The sequence below is a fragment of the Flagellimonas sp. 2504JD1-5 genome, assembly GCF_053618295.1.
In genome coordinates this window covers 1033521-1056877 of record NZ_JBSIOU010000001.1, presented here as the reverse complement: position 1 = coordinate 1056877, position 23357 = coordinate 1033521, and the positions used below count along the sequence as shown (strand labels likewise).

General features: G+C 43.2%; 12 protein-coding genes. 1 reads left to right on the top strand and 11 read right to left on the bottom strand.

The window, feature by feature from the left end; translation table 11 throughout:
- The 5 genes from ACULLG_RS04780 to ACULLG_RS04760 all read right to left on the bottom strand — a co-directional run bounded on the left by ACULLG_RS04780 (window position 1) and on the right by ACULLG_RS04760 (window position 7312).
- The gene (locus tag ACULLG_RS04780) at window positions 1–324 is read right to left on the bottom strand and encodes a hypothetical protein (protein WP_452125609.1); all 324 of its coding nucleotides are present in this window, start codon (window positions 322–324) and stop codon (window positions 1–3) included.
- Window positions 324–1121, bottom strand: a complete 798-nt coding sequence (locus tag ACULLG_RS04775; protein ID WP_452125608.1) for an aspartate/glutamate racemase family protein — start codon at window positions 1119–1121, stop codon at window positions 324–326. The genes ACULLG_RS04780 and ACULLG_RS04775 overlap by 1 nt, the downstream gene beginning before the upstream one ends.
- Before the next feature lies 1 nt (window position 1122).
- On the bottom strand, window positions 1123–2784 hold the full coding sequence (locus tag ACULLG_RS04770; protein ID WP_452125606.1) for a hydantoinase B/oxoprolinase family protein: 1662 nt from the start codon (window positions 2782–2784) through the stop codon (window positions 1123–1125).
- A gap of 2 nt (window positions 2785–2786) precedes the next feature.
- Window positions 2787–4850, bottom strand: a complete 2064-nt coding sequence (locus ACULLG_RS04765; RefSeq protein ID WP_452125605.1) for a hydantoinase/oxoprolinase family protein — start codon at window positions 4848–4850, stop codon at window positions 2787–2789.
- A gap of 110 nt (window positions 4851–4960) precedes the next feature.
- Window positions 4961–7312, bottom strand: coding sequence for a TonB-dependent receptor (locus ACULLG_RS04760; protein ID WP_452125603.1), 2352 nt, complete (start codon window positions 7310–7312; stop codon window positions 4961–4963).
- A 114-nt stretch (window positions 7313–7426) separates the two neighbouring features.
- On the opposite strand from ACULLG_RS04760, the gene ACULLG_RS04755 reads away from it, so the two are divergent.
- Window positions 7427–8662, top strand: coding sequence for a hypothetical protein (locus ACULLG_RS04755; protein ID WP_452125602.1), 1236 nt, complete (start codon window positions 7427–7429; stop codon window positions 8660–8662).
- 1040 nt (window positions 8663–9702) lie between these two features.
- Here ACULLG_RS04755 and ACULLG_RS04750 read toward each other — a convergent pair.
- The 6 genes from ACULLG_RS04750 to ACULLG_RS04725 all read right to left on the bottom strand — a co-directional run bounded on the left by ACULLG_RS04750 (window position 9703) and on the right by ACULLG_RS04725 (window position 23192).
- Window positions 9703–10509 carry a CPBP family intramembrane glutamic endopeptidase gene (locus ACULLG_RS04750; protein ID WP_452125601.1) on the bottom strand — a complete coding sequence of 269 codons (807 nt, stop codon included), beginning with the start codon at window positions 10507–10509 and terminating at the stop codon, window positions 9703–9705.
- A gap of 313 nt (window positions 10510–10822) precedes the next feature.
- Complete coding sequence (locus ACULLG_RS04745; RefSeq protein ID WP_452125600.1) at window positions 10823–11515, bottom strand: hypothetical protein; 693 nt, start codon at window positions 11513–11515, stop codon at window positions 10823–10825.
- A gap of 17 nt (window positions 11516–11532) precedes the next feature.
- Window positions 11533–17259 carry an Ig-like domain-containing protein gene (locus tag ACULLG_RS04740; protein WP_452125599.1) on the bottom strand — a complete coding sequence of 1909 codons (5727 nt, stop codon included), beginning with the start codon at window positions 17257–17259 and terminating at the stop codon, window positions 11533–11535.
- Window position 17260: 1 nt separating this feature from the next.
- Window positions 17261–17704, bottom strand: coding sequence for a hypothetical protein (locus ACULLG_RS04735; RefSeq protein WP_452125598.1), 444 nt, complete (start codon window positions 17702–17704; stop codon window positions 17261–17263).
- Window positions 17705–17715: 11 nt separating this feature from the next.
- Window positions 17716–21165 carry a hypothetical protein gene (locus ACULLG_RS04730; protein WP_452125597.1) on the bottom strand — a complete coding sequence of 1150 codons (3450 nt, stop codon included), beginning with the start codon at window positions 21163–21165 and terminating at the stop codon, window positions 17716–17718.
- A gap of 782 nt (window positions 21166–21947) precedes the next feature.
- Window positions 21948–23192 (bottom strand): site-specific integrase, encoded by a 1245-nt coding sequence (locus ACULLG_RS04725; protein ID WP_452125596.1) that lies wholly within the window; start codon window positions 23190–23192, stop codon window positions 21948–21950.
- Window positions 23193–23357: the final 165 nt, after the last annotated feature.

The following is a 23357-nucleotide window of genomic DNA, read 5'->3' as shown; positions in this document are numbered from 1 at the left end:
TTATGTCTTGATTAACACGTAAATAAGTTTTGTATCCTCCAGAACATTACCTGCCTGAGCCTCAAAAGCTTCGAGGTAAACCACATCTCCCGACTTTAAATAGCCTTTGATGGAACCATCTTCATTGAGCATTTGAATATTTCCATGTTGAATGATGGATATTTCATGACTTGGATGTCTGGTGAACCCTACTTCGGGAATTCGGATCCCTTTTTTCAGGAATACGGTCCCCATTTGAAACTCTGTCCGCTCTTTTTGAACATGAAAAAAGGACTTGTTATAATGCTCATCGGGTTTTGGATATGTGATTTTTTTTACCTCCATTAGTTCACGATGATTCGATTACCAAATTGATAGGGTTCCGAGAACAGTCCAAATTGTTCAATATCTTTTTCCGAAGGAGGTTCACAACTCCATTTGGCCGAAGGTTTCCAACCAAATCTGTTTTTTAGCATGGCTGCCTGTTCGGCTTGTTTTAATGCAGCCAATGAAGGATCAATAACAGGCACTTTAAGCTTTTCCTGTATTTCCTGAAAGAAACCAAATTCACAAGTGCATCCTAATATTATGGACTCCGCAAAATCTTCAGTCACTGCCTTTTCAGCAGCCCTAAAAAGGTTGCTGGCAGTAATTTCATGATCTTTTTGAAATTCGCAAACATTCATACCAACATCCCGGAAGGATGCTAAATGCTCCCCGTAACCATACTCTTTTATAGTCGAATGCATTTCATGCTCCCATTTTTTTTGACCAATTATCACCGAAAACCTGTTTGATAGCTTTAGCGCTATCTCGATTGAGGATTGGCACGGGGCAACAACCACCATATCTCCCGAAATCTCTCTGGCATCCAACAAATAAGGATCATAAAAACAACCGATAATCATAGCATCAAAGCCTTCCATAGCGGCTTGCCTTGTAGCCTTGATCAAATCAGAAGCAATAAGAGCATTATAAGTTCTGTACTCCAGGTTATCCATTTGACCAACGGTCGGTTGTAAAGAGGTGACATGTACTTCGGTATTTGAGAACTTGTTATCTTTGATCATTTCAGCAAAAAATGCATCGTAAGCATCAAAACCTACTGGATTCAAATACATTATTTTTAAGACATCTTCCATATTAGATTGTATAGAATTCCTTTGCTTCCTTTTTAGTGATGTAGCCGTTTTTTACATCCAACATCACTTGCTCTTTTGAACGGTTTTTTGGATCTCCATAACCTCCTCCGGTAGCGGTAACACATCTTACGATATCTCCTTTTTCCAAGGCGATGTTTGTTCCCAGGCTATGCCTTTCTTTTGTGCCATCGTTTCGAATGATCATGAAATAATTGTAGGAACCATCATGCCCTCCTTTCATCCCCCAAGTTTTTGTTTTTTCACCTAAAAAAGCGGCCGTTACGTGCGCTCCCTCCGAAACAATTTTATAGTCTACGTACTGGCCATTACCCCCCTGAAATTCTCCATATCCTCCCCCCTCGTTATGAAAAGCATATTGTTCTACTTGGATACCGTAGCGCATCTCACGTATTTCAATGGGAATGTTATAGGATTCACCACTACCACAGGAAAGCTGTCCACGATTTCCATCATGGTTGGAGGAAGCACCCCATCCGCCCGCCAAGGGTTCAGCTTGAATATAGAATTGTCCTGTATCTTGATGCATTCCCGAAATGAAGGTGGCACAAACCGAACGTAAATGTCCAGCGGGTAATTTATCTGGAATCAACGGAGCCAAAATCTTCCAGATTAAATCTATTGAAGTGATCAAAACCTCATAATAAACCGATACTGCCGAAGGTGCTTCTGCACTGACAATTGTTCCAGGTTCACAGATGACTTTCATTGGCCTGAATGCTCCGCCGTTGGCATCCATGCGAGGAGTGGTTATGGCTTTAAAAAGACTTCGGCAACCTGTGACCAAACCACTAAACGCTAGATTGGTTGCCCCTTTCACCTGAGGGTGCGACCCGTTAAAATCAGCTATGAATTCCTTATCAGTTACTGTAATTTTAGCTTTTATGGGAAAAGGACCTTCTCCAAAACCATTGTCCTCAATCTCTGTTGTTCCTTCGTAAACACCCTTTGGGATTTTCTTTAGCGCTTCAATGCACATGCGCTCCCCATAATCGAGAAAATCTTCTTTTGCCTTGATGAATGTATCCAGGCTATATTTTTCAATAATTGAAATTACCCTGTGGGCACCCACTTCTGCTGCTGCAATTCCGGCATACAGATCGCCAAGGGTACTATCTGGTAATCGTACATTGGATTTTATCAAGTCAACAATGGCCTCATTGATTTTACCTTTTGCTCTCACTTTTATGAAAGGGAAGTGTAGTCCTTCTTGGTAAATTTCCGTGGCCACGGTAGAGACGGAACCAGGAAAAGTCCCTCCCAGCTCAGTCCAATGTGCTTTATTTACCGTAAAGGCGACCAGCTCATTTTTGTAAAATACGGGATATATCACAGAAACATCGGAGAGGTGGGTTCCCCCTCCGGCGTATGGCGTATTGGCAATCACCACGTCCCCTTCTTCCAAGGCATTTTCTCCGTTGAATTTTTCAAGAGTAGCCCGAACTACCGAATCCAGAGCGGCCAAAAATGCGGTTACCCCATTTCCTTGAGCCAATAACTCGCCTTTGGCATCTGTAATGCCCACGGCATAATCCAATGATTCGTAAATAATTGGACTCATACTGGTGCGCTGCAAGGTTTGAAACATTTCATCGCCAGCCGCAACCAATGCATCCTGTATGATTTCTAAGGTAAATTTTTCCATAGCTAGGCTTTTTTTAAGGTTAGGATCAAGTTGCCATATTCGTCAACATGTACAATATGCAACGGAGTAACCAGGGTAGTAGTTGCTTTTTCGGCGATTACCGCAGGTCCTTTGATTTGCATTTTGGGTTGCAAGAGATTTCTATGATAAAAGGCTGTTTGTTGAATACCCAAATCATCAAAATCTACCTCTCTAGTATCAAAGTGCGCATCTTCAACTTTTTTGCCTGTCACATCTAATTTTGGAAAATCAGGTTTGTCCACTACCACTTCGGCCACTAAATGAAAATTCACTAATTCTACCATGGTATCGAGTTCAAAGGAATAATGCTTTTTATGTTCTTTGTGAAAATGCCGAATTATATTTTCCAAAGGAGTAGTGCCATCAAAATTGGACAACAGTACTTTAACATAGTGTTCTTGACCAGCATAACGTAAATCGGTATAATAGGTGAACTTGACGTCGTCGTCCTTATATCCATCCGATTTGAAATTCTTGATAGCCTCATTTTCCATTTCCGCAAAAGTGGATTGAATTGTAGTCCGTTGCTCTGGTTCTAGGGTAATCACATTGGTTCTGATATAGTCTCTTCGGATATCCGACATCAACATTCCGAAGGCGGAAAATACTCCAGCGTGCGGAGGCACAATCAATTCGGACACTTGAAGCTCCCTAGCCAGGTCGGCACCGTGCATTGAACCACCTCCTCCAATGACCACCATGGTGAAATCCCGAGGGTCGTATCCCTTGTTTACCGAAATAAGCTTTAACGCATTTACCATATTGGAATTGGCGATGCGAAGAATGCCTTTGGCAATGTCTTCTTTGGAGGCATTGAGTTTCTCGCATAACACTTTGGAAGCTTTGTCAATACTTAGATAGTCGGGTTTCAATTCCCCTCCCAAAAAATAGTCGGGATGAATGCGTCCGGTAATAATGTTGGCATCGGTAGTGGTCAGATTTTTTCCTCCTCTTCCATAGGCCGCAGGTCCAGGTTGAGCTCCTGCGCTTTTGGGGCCAACATGCATTTTACCTCCTTCGTCTATCCAAGCAATACTTCCGCCTCCATTTCCTATCTCAACTATATCTATTACCGGAGTTTGAATGGGATAACCTGCTTCAGTTCTTGAATGTTCAATTTTATAATTCGTTGTAATTTTTACCTGTCCGTTTTCAACCAGCGCACATTTAGCGGTGGTTCCGCCAATGTCCAAAACGATTAGATTTTTTTTCCCAATAACCTTACCCAAGGCTATGGCTCCAAAAACACCACTTGCAGGACCAGATTCCACCATGGTGATTGGGTTGTTCTTTACATCATTTAGTGTAGTAATTCCGCCATTGGATTGCATGATATAGGGAGTATCGCGCAATCCCTTCACTTCCAATTTTTTCTTTAGCTGGTTAAGATATTTTTTAGCAATTGGGAGGACATAGCCCGACAAAACTGTTGAGCTGGTTCGTTCATACTCGCGCCACTCTCGAGTTACTTGATGTGATGCAATGATTTCAATAGAGTCGTCTAATTTTGATAATTCCTTAATCAATTCTATTTCGTGCCCTGGATTTTTATAAGCATGCAAAAGACAGACAGCAATAGCTTCAACTTTTTCCTCTTTACAGGTTTTAAGAATGGCTTTTAAAGTGGCCATGTTCAACTCTTTGATCACCTCCCCTTTATAATTCATTCGTTCCTCAACCTCGAATCTTAAAAATCTGGGGACAAAAGGAGGTTGTTTCACAAAATTGAAGTTGAACAGGTCAGGTCTGTTACAACGTGCTATCTCCAAAACGTCTCTAAAACCTTTAGTAGTAATCAATGCCGTCTTGGCGCCTTTGCGTTCGGTCAGCGCGTTGATGACCACTGTAGTGCCATGGGCAAAGAATTCTATCTCTTTTAGATCTACACTTCCTTTGTCAATGGTGTCCAGAATACCTTGTTCAAAATTGGAAGGAGTGGTATCTGATTTTGCAACTTTTACCCCTGTTGGTTTGCCTGATTTTTTGTCAAATTCGAGGCATACCAGGTCTGTAAAAGTCCCGCCTATGTCTGTTGCGACTCTCATATTTTCTCTTTAAAGTTTAAAGAAAGCCACTAAGGAGTTTTAGTGGCTTTGCATTTGCAATGGATCACTTAACTTAAACTAACTCAAAATAGTTGTGCTGCCCAGGTCGATTAAAACTTATAGGCAATACTGGCGCCATAGGTGGCAGGTTGACCTAGCCAGGCCAAATCAGAGCCGCCATTGGAGAATGTCTGCGCAAAAAATTCTGTAATATATTCCGTATCCGTGAGGTTGGTTCCCCATAGGTTTATTGAAAAATTATCGAAGGTAACACCTAGTCGAGCATTCAAAAGATTATATCCTGACGACACCGCGGCATTATCTTCATGCCAATATATTTTTCCTGTTCCTTCTACATTGACATTTCCGTTGAATGAAATGTTCTTGGCAATATCAAAGCTTGACTCCAATCCAAAACTGTAGCTATCTTGTGGTACCAGCGGTGTATTGTTGCCCGAAACATTTATGGTTTCATTGGCTCCGGTGCTCACGGTTGAAGTTCCTTCGGTTATCCTAGCTTTGCTCACGCCATAACTTCCTAGGATGTCCAACCAATTTGTGGCCCTCAATTTAAGGTCTGCCTCAAATCCCACAGATTCACTTTCTGGAACATTGAAATTTCCGATGAGAATACTACCGTTACCTCCGTCCAGCACAAGGGCATATAGTTGTTGATTGTTGAAATCAATGTAATACCCTGATAAATTCAGAATAAATCGCCCATCCCAAAGGGTATTCTTCATCCCAATTTCGTAATTATCCGTTGTTTCCGCTTCAAAATCTGAATCGTAGCGAACCGTGTTTCCTTGATTAAATCCACCTGTTCGATATCCGCGGCCATAATTGGCATAAAGCAACGTGTTCTCGGTGGCTTTTAAAGCCAAAGAAAGTTTGGGTTGCAATTGCGTATCCGTTTTTTCAGGATTGGTGTTTTCCGTTACATTGTCTTGCTGAATATTATCTCTATCAAAGCGGAGTCCTGCAGATAAAGTCAACTTGTCTGAAACTTGAAAATCCATAAATCCGAAGGCCGCAATGGTATTATAAGTATTGGTAAAGTTTCCAATCGCCAACCGTGATTGTGTTCCTGTAGGCTGAAAAGGCGGTGCGAAAAAACCAAAATCAGCGGTAGCATCTGTAATAAGTTGCTTATCCAACTTTTGATAGAATGCACCCAAATCCCAACTAACTTTGCTATCTGCATCCGTGGAACTTAATCGGAATTCTTGGTTGATGGTTTCCGTGTTACTGTCCTGAATCTGTCTTAAAACGTCAGCTGGAGTAAAATCCAAATCACCAATATGGTTACGTTCTCCTTTGTTATAAGATGATGAGGACGTTAGTTTAACATTGCCCAAATTAAAATCGAATTTTAGATTTCCATAGATGGCATCCAGGGTGGAACGCCCAAATTGATCTCCTTGAATGGCCATATTGTCAAAATCATCTGGATCAATATTTGGATTCCCAGTAGTAGGAGAGGCATAATATACCGCTCCAGCTTCGGCATCAATAAACTGACCTGTGAGGGTCGCCGTTGTATTGGAAGACAAAACAGCTTTTAGCTGACCTCTTATAGACAAATCTTCTACAAAATCTGGAGCGGTATTTAAGGTCACATTATTTAATAAGCCATCACCCTTTTTATAGGATCCAGAAACCCTGTAGAAAAGTTTATCCTTGATCAGCGGCCCGGTGGATGCCAACTGTGCCTGTAAAAGATTTCCGTTGGCATATCCAAACTGAATCTTATTCCGAGGTATATTGGTGGGCTCGTTGGTCACAATATTAATCGCCCCGGCAATGGCATTTCTCCCATAAAGTGCTCCTTGAGGTCCTTTAACAATCTCAATCAATGCCAAATCGAACAATTCTTGGTTGATTAAATTCGCATCGGGCAGCGTAACTCCATCAATTACAAAAGCAATTGGTGATTCTCCATTTCGGATATGCGATATTCCCCTAACAGTGATAAAGTTGTTACCTATATTCTGCGAATTGGTAAAATTCACATTCGGAATCTGATCGGCAAAGGTTTGCACATTATTAATTCCTTTGGTCTCAATGGCCTGTGCAGTAAAGGTTACGACAGACTCTGGAATTGATTGAACGGATTCCGCGCGACGTCGTGCTCTACCAACAACGTTATCAAATCCTTTTACAACCACTTCTTCAAGTTGCGAAGCATCTTCTTCCAAGGTTACGTTTAAGGCATTACTATTGACAGTTATTTCCTGAGTCTTAAATCCAAGATAAGAAAAGACCAAAGTTGCCCCTGAACTTACCCGGATAGCATAATTGCCCTTAAAATCTGTAGTGGTACCATTTGTTGTTCCCTGTTCAATTACGGATACACCTAAAAGAGGGCCTTCGGCAGATTGAACCTTACCGCTTACCTCAATGTTTTGGGAAAAACAATAAAAAGGTAAAAGCATTGTAAACAATAAAACTGATCGTAGCATGGGTTATCTGATTATAAATTAGTTGGTTAAATATAGACAGGTCAATTTTCCTAAATTTTTTTTCCGAATTATAAATTATATTTTAGTAATTCCTATTTATAAAATTGGAAAATAATGGAAAACATATTGGAAAGGCATGAAAGCGAAACCTTGCTCCTGACCAAACAGGTGTTCTCGGTACTTTTAAATAGGGTAATTGCACATTTTAAAGAATCGCACAAAATAGAAGGCAAGTACAAAGACTCTCAATTATATGGTTTTGGAAACTATGATCCTGATAAGGCCAATCTTAAAAACGACCTTGAGCTGGTTCTGCGTGGGTATGTAAACGGGAAATACCTATATAATAAGCTAAGAGAATCGTCTTCTGGCAAACCCGTAATTAAAATTAGCCGGGAATACAGGTCCCTATTTTTCAATTATCTGGGATATCGTGACATCATTGAATTTATTGAAAGTGACTTGTTTACCCAAAAACAGCGGGATAAACAGTTTGACCTGTTGAACAAGCGTGGAAGTTTAATAGACCATTATTACGTGTGCTACTATTTTGGAGAGGACAACAAAATGAACAAGGGTCAAGTAATCATTTATAATGATTGGAAAACCGTGGAAATGATATATGTGTACGTTGATGAAAATGGGGCAAGAGGTGTGTATACCTTTTATGGAACCATAAGTCAAAGTGAAGATTTCGCACATTTTGACACAAAATATTTTGTTGGAAACAAGAAAAGTGAGGGGGCAAAGTTCATTTTCTTTATCGGTAAGTCCTCTCCAAATGAAAGACATTATCTGATAGGAACCTATTCTGGATTTGATAAATACGACCGGGCAATTGCTGGAAAAATGATATTAAAAAAATTCGATACCAAAGCAGAGATCGAGGAAGAAGTAAACGATAAATCTTTTGACCCCATCATTTGCCAGGAATTGAATAAGGTGAGATTGGTTGTGGAGAGCAACATTAGGAAAAACCCACTTATGTTTTCCAAGAAAAGTCCATATGCCCAGGTTTTGACAAAGTCGGCTGGTGACTATGTTTTTGATTTTAACATAGCAGGTGAAAATTATACTATCAATCTAAAGATTGAAAAATATCATTATAATATTGTTAGTCTAAATGATTCTGTAATCATAGAAGATGACAAAGTTGTTGCTCTAAACAAAGGACAGATTCTCAACTTGGATTTCAGGGTTTCCGGAATGTTCCATCTTCAAAAAACATCCATTTACATCAACGCAATGGATTTCATAAACAAAAGCGAGGGTGTGGAAGGACATTTTAACGGAGTGGATATCAACAACAACATTGTGGCCGGAATGGTAAACATTTGTAGTCTGGATTAATCCCAACCCATGTTTTCAAATCAAAAACAAATATCCCAAGGTTTAAAAAGTAGCCCCGGCAAGAATCGAACTTTTTCCTTAGACCCCTTTGTTTAAAGGGTTTTCAGCTTTTTATGATTTTCAATGTTGACGATTTGTGAACTTTTTTGGTGATTTTTCCTTCGTCATTACAAATGTAATTGAAAGAGCTTAAATGAAATGAGTTTCGATTAAATCTTGCATTTTTCCCAAATCCTTACCTTTAAACTATGCGCACGGTCCCTGTTCCGATTTTATAGCGATTCGGGAGATAAGCGTCAAATAAAATTGGAAGAGGGCGCACAACCTATTTTTAAGGCCAGTGGGGTGTGCAGCATTTGGGATACGAAGTAGGCCAAATCTGTACAGCGAGAGGGTAGCACGGCAAGCCGGTGCTACGTTATCCAAGTTCTGGCCAAAAGGCCAGTAAAATTAATACTTCTTGCAGATTACTTCTCTTAATAAAATTTTCATTTTTTGCTGTAAAAACCCTAGGAACCCCTGAAAACATTGAAAAAATTTACAGTAAAAACACAAAAACCAAGGATAACGAAATGATGCTTTTTGGTTGATTCATGAACATAGGAAATAAACCGTTTTCCAATCAATATTTTTCAGAATTGGGTCAAATCCTTTGGGAAGCCACATAAACAGGGTAAAAAGTTGACCCAATTTTGCTTTACAATAGAACTTTTACCTCGCTCAGCAGGTTTGTTTTGGTATGATTTGGGCTTGCAGCGTGAAACGAAGTTTCACTCGCCCTTTCATTTTGCAAGCGAAGAGGTTTCATGCAACGGAAGGTTTTATTTTGCGACCAAAGGGAGCAAAACAAGATGTCTTTGTGGTAACAAAGACACATCTTGAATTCATTTTTTCAATAAGAATATCCCTTGTTTTTAATTATTGCATGACTTAAACAACCAGTGTTCCATTCCTCCACTTAACCAGCCAAAAAGGGGTAGAGGGGTTGGGCGGGTGAAAAAACAGCAGCTCAAATTGAACTGCTGTTGTCGGTGAAGAAATTAGTTTATTGCCTTTTCACTATTACTTCCTTTAATAGCGAACAAATAGAGCATAATTAATAAAACTAAGAACGAAACGAGGAACAATCCCCAGTAAATAATGTTGAAATTCAAACTTGACAAGGTTGCGACATAGCTTCCGTAATACAGTTTGATCACGGATGCAATTAGGTTGACCATTATATGAAAGAATATAACAGGTAAAACATTTCTCCTATAGCAGTAGATTATTCCTGCAATCAATCCAAAAACAAAATTGCTCAAAGCATAGAAAAAGGAGATTTCCAATTCTATTGGGTTAAAATGAATCAATGAAAATAAAAAGGAACTAAACAATATACTCTTTTTAAGACCCAGGTTTTTTTTAAAAAATTCTTCCAACATGATTCCACGAAAAAACAACTCCTCTATTATTGGTATCAACAGGATGGTATAGAAAGCATATCCTAATTGATAAACATCTAAAACTTGATTTGATGTGTTTTTAGGTAATTCTTTTATTCCTAAGATTTCATACAAGTTTAAAATGGGATCTTTTATGACTACCACAGATGCGGAAATTATCAGCAATAGAAATATATCCCATATTGAAATCAGATTATTGGACCCTAACAGAGTTGGTCTTCCATATTTTCTGTAAATAAAAAGAACAATTATTGCATCAATAACATGGGCAATTGGAAGTGCAAAATTGATATACCTCAAGCCTAAAAGTGCTTCAAAACTCATTAGAACGATAAGATTGAGAATGTTATAGGTTATCAAAAATACTAGGGTGAGCCCAAACCATTTCAGTAATTGATTCAAATTATCTGTATTTATTCATTTCTGGCAAAAGTAGCTTTCTTTTAAAATTAAGGAATACGTGTTTTTTCTCTTAGCTGGGGGAAATGTAAATTATGGTTTCGTATCTCTGAATTGAATAAAAAGAAAAATCTCGAACAGCTCCTCCACTTAACCAACCAAAAAGGGTAGAGGGGTTGGGCGGGTGAAAAAACAGCAGCCCATTATGAACTGCTGTTGTTGGTTGTTTTTAAGCCACTAGTTGGAAACCAGTGGGAGGGGAGGGTTTTCTGGCCTTAAATCCACGAAAAAAAAATTATTTTACTACGTTACCCCATTACCTAGTTAGACTATCTGTTTTATTGGTAACAATTTCCACCTCCTTAAATCTTATCTGTGCTGTGTTTTCAACAAAACGAGATAATATAATTTCATCAGTTTTTAAAGAATCAACACGCAAATGGTAGGAATAGAGGTCGTTGTTTAGGATAATCAACACATTATTTGAAAGTACAATCTTTTTCCAGTCATATTTTACTGTATCAGAGGTTGCCTCATTAACACCTATCGCAGTTCCATTGTCTTTGAAAGCAATGGAATAAGAATTTTCTCCTAGTTTATATCTGTATCTCTTGTTTTCTAAATTTAAACTAATGATGTTGGTTTTACTTTCCAGCTTAAGGTATCTCTGAGTTATCTCATCTTCAAAATCAATTTGGATGATAGAGTCATTGAGGGGGATGGCTTTAATCTTATCCGAGTCATATATACTTTGATAGGTATTGTCATTAACTTTGAAGAATTTTTTTTCATTCGAATATATTCCATCATTCGGAAGTCCATAACTATTTGCCCTTATGGTGTCATTTATTACGGTGACAAAACCATAATGTTCACCATCAAAATTAATATCAGAGCTTTCATATGTCACATAAATTCCATTATTTACCAGATTTTCTTTGCAGGAGATATTTACGAATATTAAGAACACCAGGATATAGCTGATAGTCTTGAATTTTATTTTTGTCATAATTTATTCATTTTGATTCATTCAATAATTCCATAAGTAGTTTCTTTATATTTTTCTGCCAAACTGGTCCCATTGTCCCTATCATGAGCCATTAAGGTGCTCATAAAAGATGTATTTCGAATGTTTGTAAAATGAGTTCTCCAGAAATTGGTAGCGTCTTCGTTTTTTGTTATCCATAAATTGGCTATATGTTTTCCATCACTGTTTCGAAATCTAACTGTACCTTCAGGTCTTGCACCCCCAAGCTGGTTCTCGCTATTTACCAATATTTGTACTCTTGCAATATTTTGTTTCGATTTATCCTTTTGTAAGTAAATTCTGTTTATAGCAGTTTGCAACATCTTTACATCATCATCACTTAAAACCGGAATTGAGCTATAGGTAAATTTATATGGCTTATCATCTTTCTTTGTTTCAGGAAGGTTGTCTCCCAAAGCTACAGGTTCCTCCAATTCAAAGAACTCCGTGCCAATTAGCTCGTTGTAATCGTTCGCTTCTCCCTTTGAAGCCTTAATAATTGCTTCTGCGAAATCCCTTCCATGTTTTTCCGCTGCTCTATGGATTGTATTTACCAGAACGTGAATGTCATCACATCTTGGACATTCCTCCTCTTCATCATCCGGATCAGGTGTCTTTGCGTAGGCAATTATTCCAGGGGTATCCCCAAAAGGGTTTGTACGTCCCCAAATATCATCGCCGTTATGTCCAATCGGCGACCTTCCATCAGGATCTATAAAGAACATCGGGTTGTTTAACGCATAGTTATACGGTGAGTGCCTACGCATGGCCTCTGCCATGGGGTCTATGTTCATCCACCTACCCAATGCAGGGTCATAGTTACGCGCACCAAAGTCGTAGGTGTCCAGTTCGCCGTTAAAACTGTCATCGAGCTCCTTGCCGCCGAACTTCCACTTTTGCGCTACACTGTTCCCAAGGGGGGACACCGCATCGTTATAGCCTTTGTGCTTAAGGCCAAAGGGGTAGTAGTTGTTTTCCTCCACAATTTCAGCCGTGCCACCGTTGTTTTCATAGCTCAAACGTATGTTGTCCAAATGGTCCCTGTACTGGTACACATATTTATAGGCACTACCATCCTTGTACACATAGCCCTCTGGGTGGTTAAAAAACTGAAGGGTAGTGGAGGTGGTATTGCCCGTATACACATAACCATTGGCATACTCTGTCACAGAACTTCCCGCGGTCTTCTTCAGCTTGGTGCCCACGGCATCGTAAATATACGAAATTGTACCACTGGGCACGGTCACAGAGGTGGGCAGGTCCAGATGGTTGTATGTAATGCCATCTGTCTGTATGCCCTTGTTCAAATCCATGGTAAGGTTACCATTGGTATCGTAGGCGTAATCCCCTGTTTGTGTGTTGGCCTTGTCGGCAAACCCGGCATAGTGATGCCCAGCCTCATAGATATCGGTTAGTTTGTTTCCGGCATCATATGTGTAATCCATTTGGTCAAGATATTCCTGAAAGGTACCATTTGAGTGGTAGCCGTTCCTTCTAAGCTTTGTGATATTACCGTTTTTATCATACTCCACCAGTTTCAGGTTATGCTTATTGTCCCATGAACCATTGGTACTACCACTGGTCCCACTGGTAATCCTGTTTAGGGCATCGTATGAATAGCGGTACCAACGCAAGGTATTGTCGTTGGCCGTTTTCCATTCGGTTTCGGCAATATTGCCATTGAACAAGGCACTACCACTATGGCCCACCATGTTATAATTGATGCCGAAAGCAAAGAGGTCCGCGCCGAGGTTGCCCGGATCGTTTATCTTTTTGAGCCATCCGCGTACGTTAAAGTCGTAATCCACGGTCTGCAGTCCACCTCCGGTCTCTTTGGTGATCAATTGCCCGAGCCCGTTATAATGGTTCTCCACCAAGGTCTCCTTGATTCCGCCAATGGTCTGTTCCTGCTTTAGGAGCCTTCCAGCATGGTCATAGGTAAAATCGTCCACCGTGGTCAGGGTACTTTGCCCGGCCTTGGTATGGTCTGTCTGCACCTGTTCCGGTTTGCCCGTAAAATCAAGTTTGGTCCAGACCACATCGGTGGTGTTCAGGTAATTGTTCTTACTGGCAGCATAGATGGCCCTTCCTTTGACATCATAACCGGTTATGGCGGTGGTCCAGTCGCTGGTGCCCAAAACCCGTACCTTGCTTACAGTGGCCAGGCCTTTTAAACTTGTTCCGCTGGCAGTGGATTGCCCGAGCACAGTGGCCGGAACATTCAACCCATCAGTGTCCACATAGCTATCATAATAATTGATGGTATAGATTTCTGTAACCGTCGATGGGATGGAAGTATTGGAATAATAAATCGTGGTTCCGGCCAGGGTCGAAGAACTTCCTTGTTTGGTCTCATATTGGCTGTACCCTGAGGTATTATTGGCATAACCCTGCATGGTTTCCCTGCTAATGACACTTGGATGAAGATGTAGTCCTGTAAAGGCCACCCTTCCAAAGGCGTCGTACTTGGTGAACAACCATTCTTTATTAGGCCTTTGTATGGCGTCCTGAGTAAGCACGGGCTGGTCCAAAACGTTGTATACGATATATTCCCATCCTCTTCCAGGCACCTTCTTTTCCACCATACGGTTACGGTCGTCATATACATATTGGTAGCACAGCTCCGTGAGCTCGGTGGCCGAGATGCTGCTGTCGTGCACCACCTTTGGTGGCAGCACATAGGTAAGGTTGCCAAAATCGTCGTACACATAATAGGTGTCGTGCTCCCCATTGTTGTGGGTACGCTTGAGCACCAGCCTGCCCTGTTTGTCGGTGAACTCCTCCACGGTATGGTCGTTCACGTTTGTTTGGCCCGATTGCCAGTTCTCGTCCTTGGTCACGTTTTTGGTGAGCATGCCCGGATCATAATGTCCATTGGACACCAGGATGGGCGTATAGGTATTGTTGGCCAAGGATGTTGTCACCTTATAACTACGGACCTCTCCTGTTCCGTTCGTTTGATAATCTAGTCGGATGGAGTGACCACCACCTAGTTTCCAATCCTTGCCCGGAGCGGCCTGTTCGAGGACCCTGTTCAGGGGCGAGGCCTCAAAATCCGTTTGGGAATAGGCGTTTACATTGGCCAGGGCCACACCGGTGAAATCATCCGCATAATTGTCCAGATAATATTGTTGGATGGAAGTGGAGACATCGCCGCGGTCACTCCCGGAATTGCCGGTCTGTGCAACAAAGGGCAGCCACTGTTTGTCCTGTCGCCCGTAGCCGTCATAACTGACATGGCTGACAATGTCATCTGTTTTTCCGGTCTTGAACATTTCCTGTAATGGGATCTCGTTGCCGTCCACTACCTCCAGTATGGGTCTGTAGAAGTATTGACGTGCGTTCACATCGGTGCTGTAGTAAAAGTAGCTCCGGAACCTGGAGGTGGTAGTGTCACTTCTCCATTTATACTCATATCTGTCTATTACCCGGTTACCGTTGATATCATAGACCCCGCTGACCCCGGTATCGGTACTGCCATGTGTGTAGGGGTGTATTATGCCCACTAGAAGATACCATTCTCCCAATTGGGGTAGGTCGCCCGACCAGAAATAGGGATTGTCCCGGTTGCCCCCAGTAATTACTTCAACGTTTTGTGTTCCATGGTAGGTCGACCCATTATGTGAGCCATCACGGCGTACCCATACCATATAGCGGTAGGTCTTGGTCTTGTCCACATTGATATAATCGGTGTTCCAGCCGCCATCGGAACCGCTATCGGGTTCGTTCCCACAACGCCATATAAGATCGGTCTCCCCAAAAGGGTTTGGACCATAGAAACGCTCATTCTCCGTGGTGGCTCCATTTTGGTTGAAAAAGGGCGTACCCCCAGTTCCAACGCTCCAGTCCATGCTCCATTCTGCAGGGGTGTTTGGGCTTGAGGCCCTGGTAGCCGTGCCTGAGGTTTTTACCGAGACTTGCTGTTTGCTCCTTCCAAGCCCGTCAAAATAACCGACGCTCTCCAGGACATCACTGTTGTTTTTGATGCTGCTCGCCGATGACATGGCCGATTGGTAGACACGGGTGCTGACATAGTTGGCATCGCTAAGGGTAGGGGCAACGTAGTCACAACCATTGTTGGATCCCGCTCTGTCCGGACATTGGTCGGAGGCATTGGTGGCATAGCCCAAAGGCCTAAAACTTGCATAGATCGTAGGGCTGCTTACACCGAACCCGTCACCGTCCACATCATAATAGAATGTCTGCGGGGCAATGTCGGTGATCATCACCGTGGAATCATCATAATCTGAGCTGTTGGATACATACCCGGAAGGCTGGGTACAGGCAGAAGTGCTTGCCGATACATTTCCCTTGCCGTCACCATCGGTGTCCGCATACCAGGTCATCAACGGGTCAACGATGGCCTGTATGGCCTTTCTAGTGGATGCCTTGCACCCTGTGGAGCTGTTGTAGCTCTCCGCATAATAGGTGGTGGTGGAACTGATGCTGGGCGTTGTATAGCTGGTCCCTGTGTGCAAAAGGGTGCCGCCGGAAGAGGCGCTGTACCAGCGGACGGTGTTCCCATTGCTACCCACGGTAGCGCTCAGGGACACAGTCCCTGGACCACAACGGGAAACATTGTTCCCCCCGGCCGTTGACGGGATTGGGTTGACGATGGCCTGAATGGCCTTTCTTGTGGTTGCCTTGCACCCTGTGGATGCGTTGAAGGTCTCCGCATAATAGGTGGTGGTGGAACCCAAGCTCGGTGTGGTAAAGCTGGGTCCCGTATACAAAAGGGTCCCACCGGATGATGCACTGTACCAGCGAATATTGTTCCCATTGCTTCCGATCGTGGCGGTGAGTGTAAGTGTCCCGGTGCCACAGCGAGCGACATTGCTTCCCCCGGCGGTCGATGGTACCGGATTTATGATGGCCTGAATGGCCTTTCTTGTAGGGGCCTTGCACCCTGTGGATGTATTGTAGCTCTCCGCATAATAAGTGGTAGTGGAGCCCAAGCTCGGTGTGGTGTAACTGGTTCCCGTGTGAAGGAGCGTGCCCCCGGATGATGCACTGTACCAACGGATGGTGTTCCCGTTGGTGCCCACTGTGGCGGTAAGGGCCACTGTCCCACTGCCACAACGGGATTTGTTGGTCCCCCCAGCCTCGGAGACGATGCTGACGGTCACCTTTCTGGCACTTGTGAATTTGATTTGGTTACACGAACTGACGCTCCTTCGGTACCACCTGGATGCGGTAAGCCCTCCAGGGGGGTCATAGGAAGAGCCGGTTGCCCCGCTGATGGTGGTCCAACCACTTGTGCCATTGGTCGAGTACTGCCAGCTATAGGTATAGATCCCGCTTCCCCCAGTGGGCGATGTTCCGGTGATCGGACCCGGGTCCCCTTGGTAACATATGGTCTGGTTGCTGTCAAGGCTGCCCGGCGATAGGATGCCACAGACATTGACGTTCCTTTTGAGCCAATAGGAGTTGTTGAACTCGTCGTCCACCTTGCACTTGACCAATGAGTATCCCGAATTCGGGAAGGTGTAATCAATACTATAGGGGGTCTGGTTGGAGGTTGTGGCACCATTGCCCGTGTACCAGGTGATGTTGGATATGTTCGACCCGCTCACGGTATAGGTATGTGTCTCTCCCTGAAGGGCACTGGAGGGGCCGATCAGGGTATATTGCCCCGTTGCCGGAATGGCCGTCAATAGGCCAAGGAAAAGCACCAGTTTTGGTACAAGGATCTTTGCGGATAGTGATTTTATGATGGAAATCTTCATGTTATTGGTTTTTGGTGAGGTGGATTTCTGGGAGCAAGGGCTTTGCCTCCCCTTTAGCGATCTGTTTGAGGACCAGTCGGTAACTGTCCAAATATGCCACTTGCTGGACCCATTGGCTACCGTTCATACCCTGTATGACAAGGTTCTGCCCCTGCAGTGCCCATGTGCCGTTGACCCGTCTTCCCGATGGGTCGTTCTGAATGAAGCTTCCGTCGGGTCCGAACATGAGCACCCTACCGGCATAGCTGGTCAAGATCTCCGCCTTGGCCCTGGGATCGGAATCAAGGAACTGCTTGTCCTCGGGAAGCATCTTTTCAAACGAGGCGGCCTGGTCGAAGGCCCAGGTGCCCACCAAGGGATGTGCCCCAGATTCCTGGGCCATGGAAAGTGCCCCGCTAAAAAGGAAAAAGATCAATATGGTCGCGTTGTACAAAATGTATTTCATGGTTATATGTTTTATTGTCCTTGGTAATGGTATTGGTGGTCCGTCACAAGATTGTTGTCCTGGTCCCTGATCTCTATGAGCCGGTGGTGCTGGTCGTATACGTAATAGGCAGTGCGACCACTTGGATCGGTGACGCTGGTCACCCCGACCAAGGGGTCATAGGTATAGGTGGTCACCATTGCACCGCTCAGGTTAGCCCTTAGCTTGTCGAGCTCTGTCCGCATGGCCGCATCCGAGGTCGTTACATCGTTGACCAGGACCATATTGAGGTTCACCCCATTGACGTCGGTCTGGGAGGCATTGCTGACAACGGCCACGGGATACCGGTTCCCATATCCCCAAACATAGGTGGTCTGGGGGCCATCGATCACATTGGCCTCTTTTAGGTTCCCGTTGCTATGATGGGTAAAGGCCACCCTGTCAAGGGTGTTGCTCTCCCCTTTTTTAGTTTTTACCAAGGAAGGTAGTATCAGGGCCCCGACACTGGCATACTCCTTCTCCGTGGCCTGGATCTTGATAGGGTTGGTGGCATCCGGGTCCTTAACGGTCTCTGATTTCACCAGCTCGGCCAACCTGTTCTTGGTGATAAGGCCCGATGCGCCGGTTACGTTATTATCTTTTGGATAATAATTTGTGGTCTCGAAGATCTCCCCGTTGCTGTCGGTGGTCCTGACCGTCCTTGGCAAATAATCCACCACAGGGTCAAATGTGGTCTCCCTTGTGGTGACCAACTGCAGGGGATTGTCATTGGAATCCTTGAGGTACAGGCTGTCCACGACCGAGGAAACTCCTCCGTAGGCCCCTGAAATAAAACTGAACCTACCCTTCAGCGCACTGTACTTTTGGTCAAGGAGGGACTCATACCCGTAGGCCTGCGGATTGGATATATAGCCTGGAACCCCGCAGAAATTGGTTCCGGTGCACTCAAAATTTAATAGATATTCATAGGTATAGTAGATGCTGCCCCCTCCCGAGGTGTACTCTTTTATGGCGATCCGCTTGTCGGAATTGCCCTCTTCGGTATAGTTCACCCATCCGTTCATGGATACATGCCCGGTGGAGGTCTGGTAAAAGTCGATATCCTGTTTGGAGACAATGTTCCCGCTGGCATCAATCTGTGTCTGTCCAACAAGTTGGCTGGCCTTTAGGTCCCCATAGTAGTTGTTCTCATAAGGGGGTGTCATCCGCGGTACGGCCCCTTTGGAATCCCTATGGAAGGTATGTAGGGTATAGCCTTCGGAGTTCCCCTGGCCGTCCAAAACATATTCCCTTACCGAGGGATATACCACATAGGGTTCATCTCCCTTGGAAAATGTAGCCGTACGTACCAACTGGGTGACCGGGTTGCTGCTCGTATTGAAAGATTTGACCGTGGAAAGGACGGGCTGGAAATTGACATGGCCAGTACTCTTGTTTTGATCGTCCCGATAGGAATAGGATTTGGTACGGGCAAGCTCATTAGTACCGGAATAATCACGGATCTCTTTGATTCGGGTTCCCCCGATGTCATAGTTGCCCGAACTGGTGGCCGATTCCAATCGTGTAACCTCAAGATCCACGGTTCCATAGTTGCCCGGGGAGTTTTCGTCAAGGACGATCATGGCCTGATAGATCCCGGCACCAAATGTGACCGACCCGCTGTAGCTGGAAAGAGAGAACCAATGGGCTGCGCTTGACGCCGTATAGAAGTCACAATAATTATCATAGCTCCCATTGGAACCCACATACATGATATAGCCTTCAGCTTCGGCCCCATTTGCCGTATAGGAAATATTATAGCTGCCGGGATCCGTGATCGTGAACTTCTTAATGAGTATCTTGGGCAGGCTATGGTCCAAAAATCGGTCATCACAGAGTTGCCCGTTGTCATCATAGTACAGGTTGCCATCTGTGGAACTAGATCCAGTCAAGCCAATGTCCAAATAGTGGACCGTGGACTGAACGGTTTCCGTTCTATAGATATCGTGCCCTTCATATTCAAATTCTGTGTAACCCTTTGTCGGGTAGGTGATCTTGGTCAACATTCCCCTCTTTGCATAGGCTGTATTGGGCTCCCTGTTGGCCCCGTTGAAAACATAATTTCCTGTTTCGTAGTGTGGGATGAGCGATGAATTGCTCTGTCCGTTGTAATACCCAAAATAATCCTGGGAGTTGGAATCCCGAGGAGGCACCCCATCCGGGTTCTCGTACTCGAACCCATAGGTCTGGTGTACCCCGTTCTGTTTCCCCTTGATTGTGATACCGTCAAGTTTCAACCGGATATCATAGCGGTCCTTTGTCGCCGGATTGCCACCGTCCAAGTTGAAGTAGTGGTCATTATCGAACTCTATGGTCTTGAGGTCGTTACCTTCTAGGTCCAATAGATCGATGCTCGTCAATCGGGTATTGTTGCCATTTTCATCGATATCGTGCCTTGTCCCCATGTTGGTGCTCATCAACATGGTACCGTTATGCGAAATGGAGGTCAGGAACTGTTGTTTGACCCAATAACCGGCACCACTTCCATATTGGGGAGTGGGTGCGGGATAGGTATATACATTGTCCACAAAGTTTGTGGTCACACGATTTGCGGAGGATCCCAGTTGTTCTTGGGCCCAATATCCAAAATCGGTGTAAGCGAAGGCATAGACATCCTTGCCGTTGGGCGAGGTGATCTTGGTAAGCAGCCATGAGGATTCATATTCGTTGATGACCGCTCCGTTGGGAAGCTCGTCGTTCCCGTGTTTCAGGGTGGTCTCGATCTCCCCAAGGAACTCGTACACCGTGCCATCATCATTGGTCACTTCCCAGCCATTGGAGAGTTTGATAATTTTTATCCTGGGGTTGTTCAGGGCCTTGAGCTTGTTATTGTCCTCAATGTCCCTTACGAAGGTTGCATTGATCCCTGGGGCATTGAGCTGGAAGTAGTCCGGCTCGGTATCGATAAAGTTCCGGCTGATCTCGTAGAGAAAGTCAAAATAGTCTTCTACGGCAGGTGTACTGGAAAAAGTACTGTTATTTGCCCTGTACTGGTTTATCCTGCTCACCACCGTGGCACTGCCCATAAGGGAGGTGCTGGTCGTTATGGAAGCGTAGTCACCTTGGAGATAATCGTCGGCGAGTCCATTTACGACCCTTGTGACGCGGCCACCGACATTCAGGTTCCACCCAAGGCCCACCCATGTTGCCAATTGTTCCACTTTGATGCCTGAGGCATCATAGGTCAGCGTCATGGGCAGGTTGAACTCCCTTCCCTGTAGCGTGTGTAGGGGCACGCTGATCTGTGGCACACCTGAATAAAGGCTCACCGGGGTGTCGCCATATTGCATAAAGGCGGCCGCTTCGGGCGAAACGGGCACTTTTACCATTTTATCGAGTTCGGTCTTGTAGAGGTCCTGCACATTCCCGTTTTCCTGTGCAACACCTAAAGCGATGTGCAACAGCAATGATATGAGGAACAGGAAAGAGTGTTTATTGTCCATCTGAGCGCTATTTAGGATTATTGATTGTGTTAATGTTTATATGGTTCATCTTGAAATGAATTTTTGGGAGGAGCACATTCTTATGTTCTAAAAATGGATGCCACCGATTGTTTCTTTTTGGTCTATTATGAAAATTATGCCTAGGTAATCTTACAGGATTCTATTGGCCAGCGGAAAAAAACAGCTTGCTTTTTTTGTTCGATTTATAAATCGAACAAAGTTTTTGGATTGGGTGGCAAAGCTGCGGAACATACAACGTCAACCCGTATCTTGCTGATGAGGGCAATAGTGTTGATTATGTTTTTTGAAATAGTGAAGGGAAATGCCGGAAAGTAATGCCTCGGGAATTGTGGTTGTGGTCATTGATAAACGGGTATGAAGTAAAAAATGAATTAGCTGTAAGAAAATTATATGAAATTTCTAATTTTTTTCAACTTTTATACATAGTTTTTATCCCTAATAAACATGAAGAAATTTCAATGGTTTAGTGTAAGTGTTTAAAAAACAGAAATTTAAACCCCATTGTGCATTGTTGATAACTTTTTGAATGGTTACTTCAAAATTGAACCCGCAAAATTACTGTTCGGTACAGATTGATGATCATCGACCGATTTGGAACAGTTTTGACCAAATGGGTATACATGCCATATATGGTTATATCAAATAAAAAGTTACCTGTTCTGGCTACCTTCAATTGGAAAATTTCCTGGAAGTGCCATAAACAAAGAGATAAGGAAGATTGGACGTCTGCCAGTCATCACCAATGACCAACAACACAACTGTTATTGGGCTATATTAATTTTTCCCTCCAATTTTTCTCTCAGAAGCTGCATGTCGTCACATACTTTTCTTTCAAGAACTTTTGCATAAATCTGTGTAGTAGTCAATTTGGAATGACCCAGCATTTTTGAAATAGTTTCAATAGGTACACCGTTGGTTAGAGTTACTGTTGTTGCAAACGTATGTCTAGCCATATGAAAGGTTAAGTTTTTTTCGATTCCTGCTAATACTGCTATCTCTTTTAAATAAGCATTCACTTTTTGGTTGGATATCTTTGGAAACAATGTGCCACTCATCCTTGATCGTTTATCTAGCTGATAGCGCTCAATTATGGTTGTAGCTTTTGAGAGTAAAGGTATTTTTACTGAGTTTCTAGTTTTTTGCCTCTGCGTAACAATCCAGGTGGTATTGTCCACGCCAAGAACTAAACTTTGGTTGGTCAATAGCATTACGTCAATATAGCTAATACCTGTATAGCAACTGAACACAAATAAGTCTCTAACTGTTCGCAAGCGGATAGATTTTATATTCAATTTCTCCATATTGTCCAACTCTTCTGAGGTAAGGAAACCCCTTTGTGTTGGCAGTAGCTTTTGTTTGAATTTGTGGAATGGGTCACGATTAATCCACTCTAATTGATAGGCAAGAGTAATCATTCGGCGTAGTCTTTGAATGTGCTTCATCACTGCATTGTTTCCAATTTTCTCCCGATAGTTTCTTGGTTTATGGTTTCGTAGAAAGCTTTCAAAATCAAGAATGAATTTATAGTCAAGGTCAGCAAGTTCAATGTCTTCGATTTTGTATCTCTTTTTTAAAAAAAGCAGTATATAATTTTGACTTGTAATATATAATCTTGAAGTATTATAATGTAGTTTGCCGAACATATTTGTATTGTGATACTCGAAGATATCTCTCAAAGTATAACGCTCTGACTTATCGTCACCTATGAACTTTGATTTTATGGCTTGAGGTGTAATTCGCTTATCCTCGGTTCTTAACTCCTGATAGCATAGAAATAGTTTGGTATATACCTCATCAAGATATTGGTTAATACTCCTGGATTTTTCACCAATTCCCTTAACTCTTTGCTTTTGAGGGTCCCATAACCCTATATGAACCCTTCTTTTGAGACTAATGTTCAGTTTTTGCCTGTCTACAGTTATCCTAGCATAGAGCGGTGCTTGGTTATTCTTGACTCTTTTAGAGTATATCCAAAATAGGATAGAAAATGTTGAAGAAGTACGCATTACAATCGTCTTTAAGTTAAACTTAGTTTAAGACGAAAGTCGAATCACCTATAAATCGTTTATTTAACAGTTCTAAAATGACAAGGTTCAAAATACGAAAACACTTGGTTAAAAATGTTGACGATTTGTGAACTCAATTGAATGGTTTTAAACGATGTCATTTAA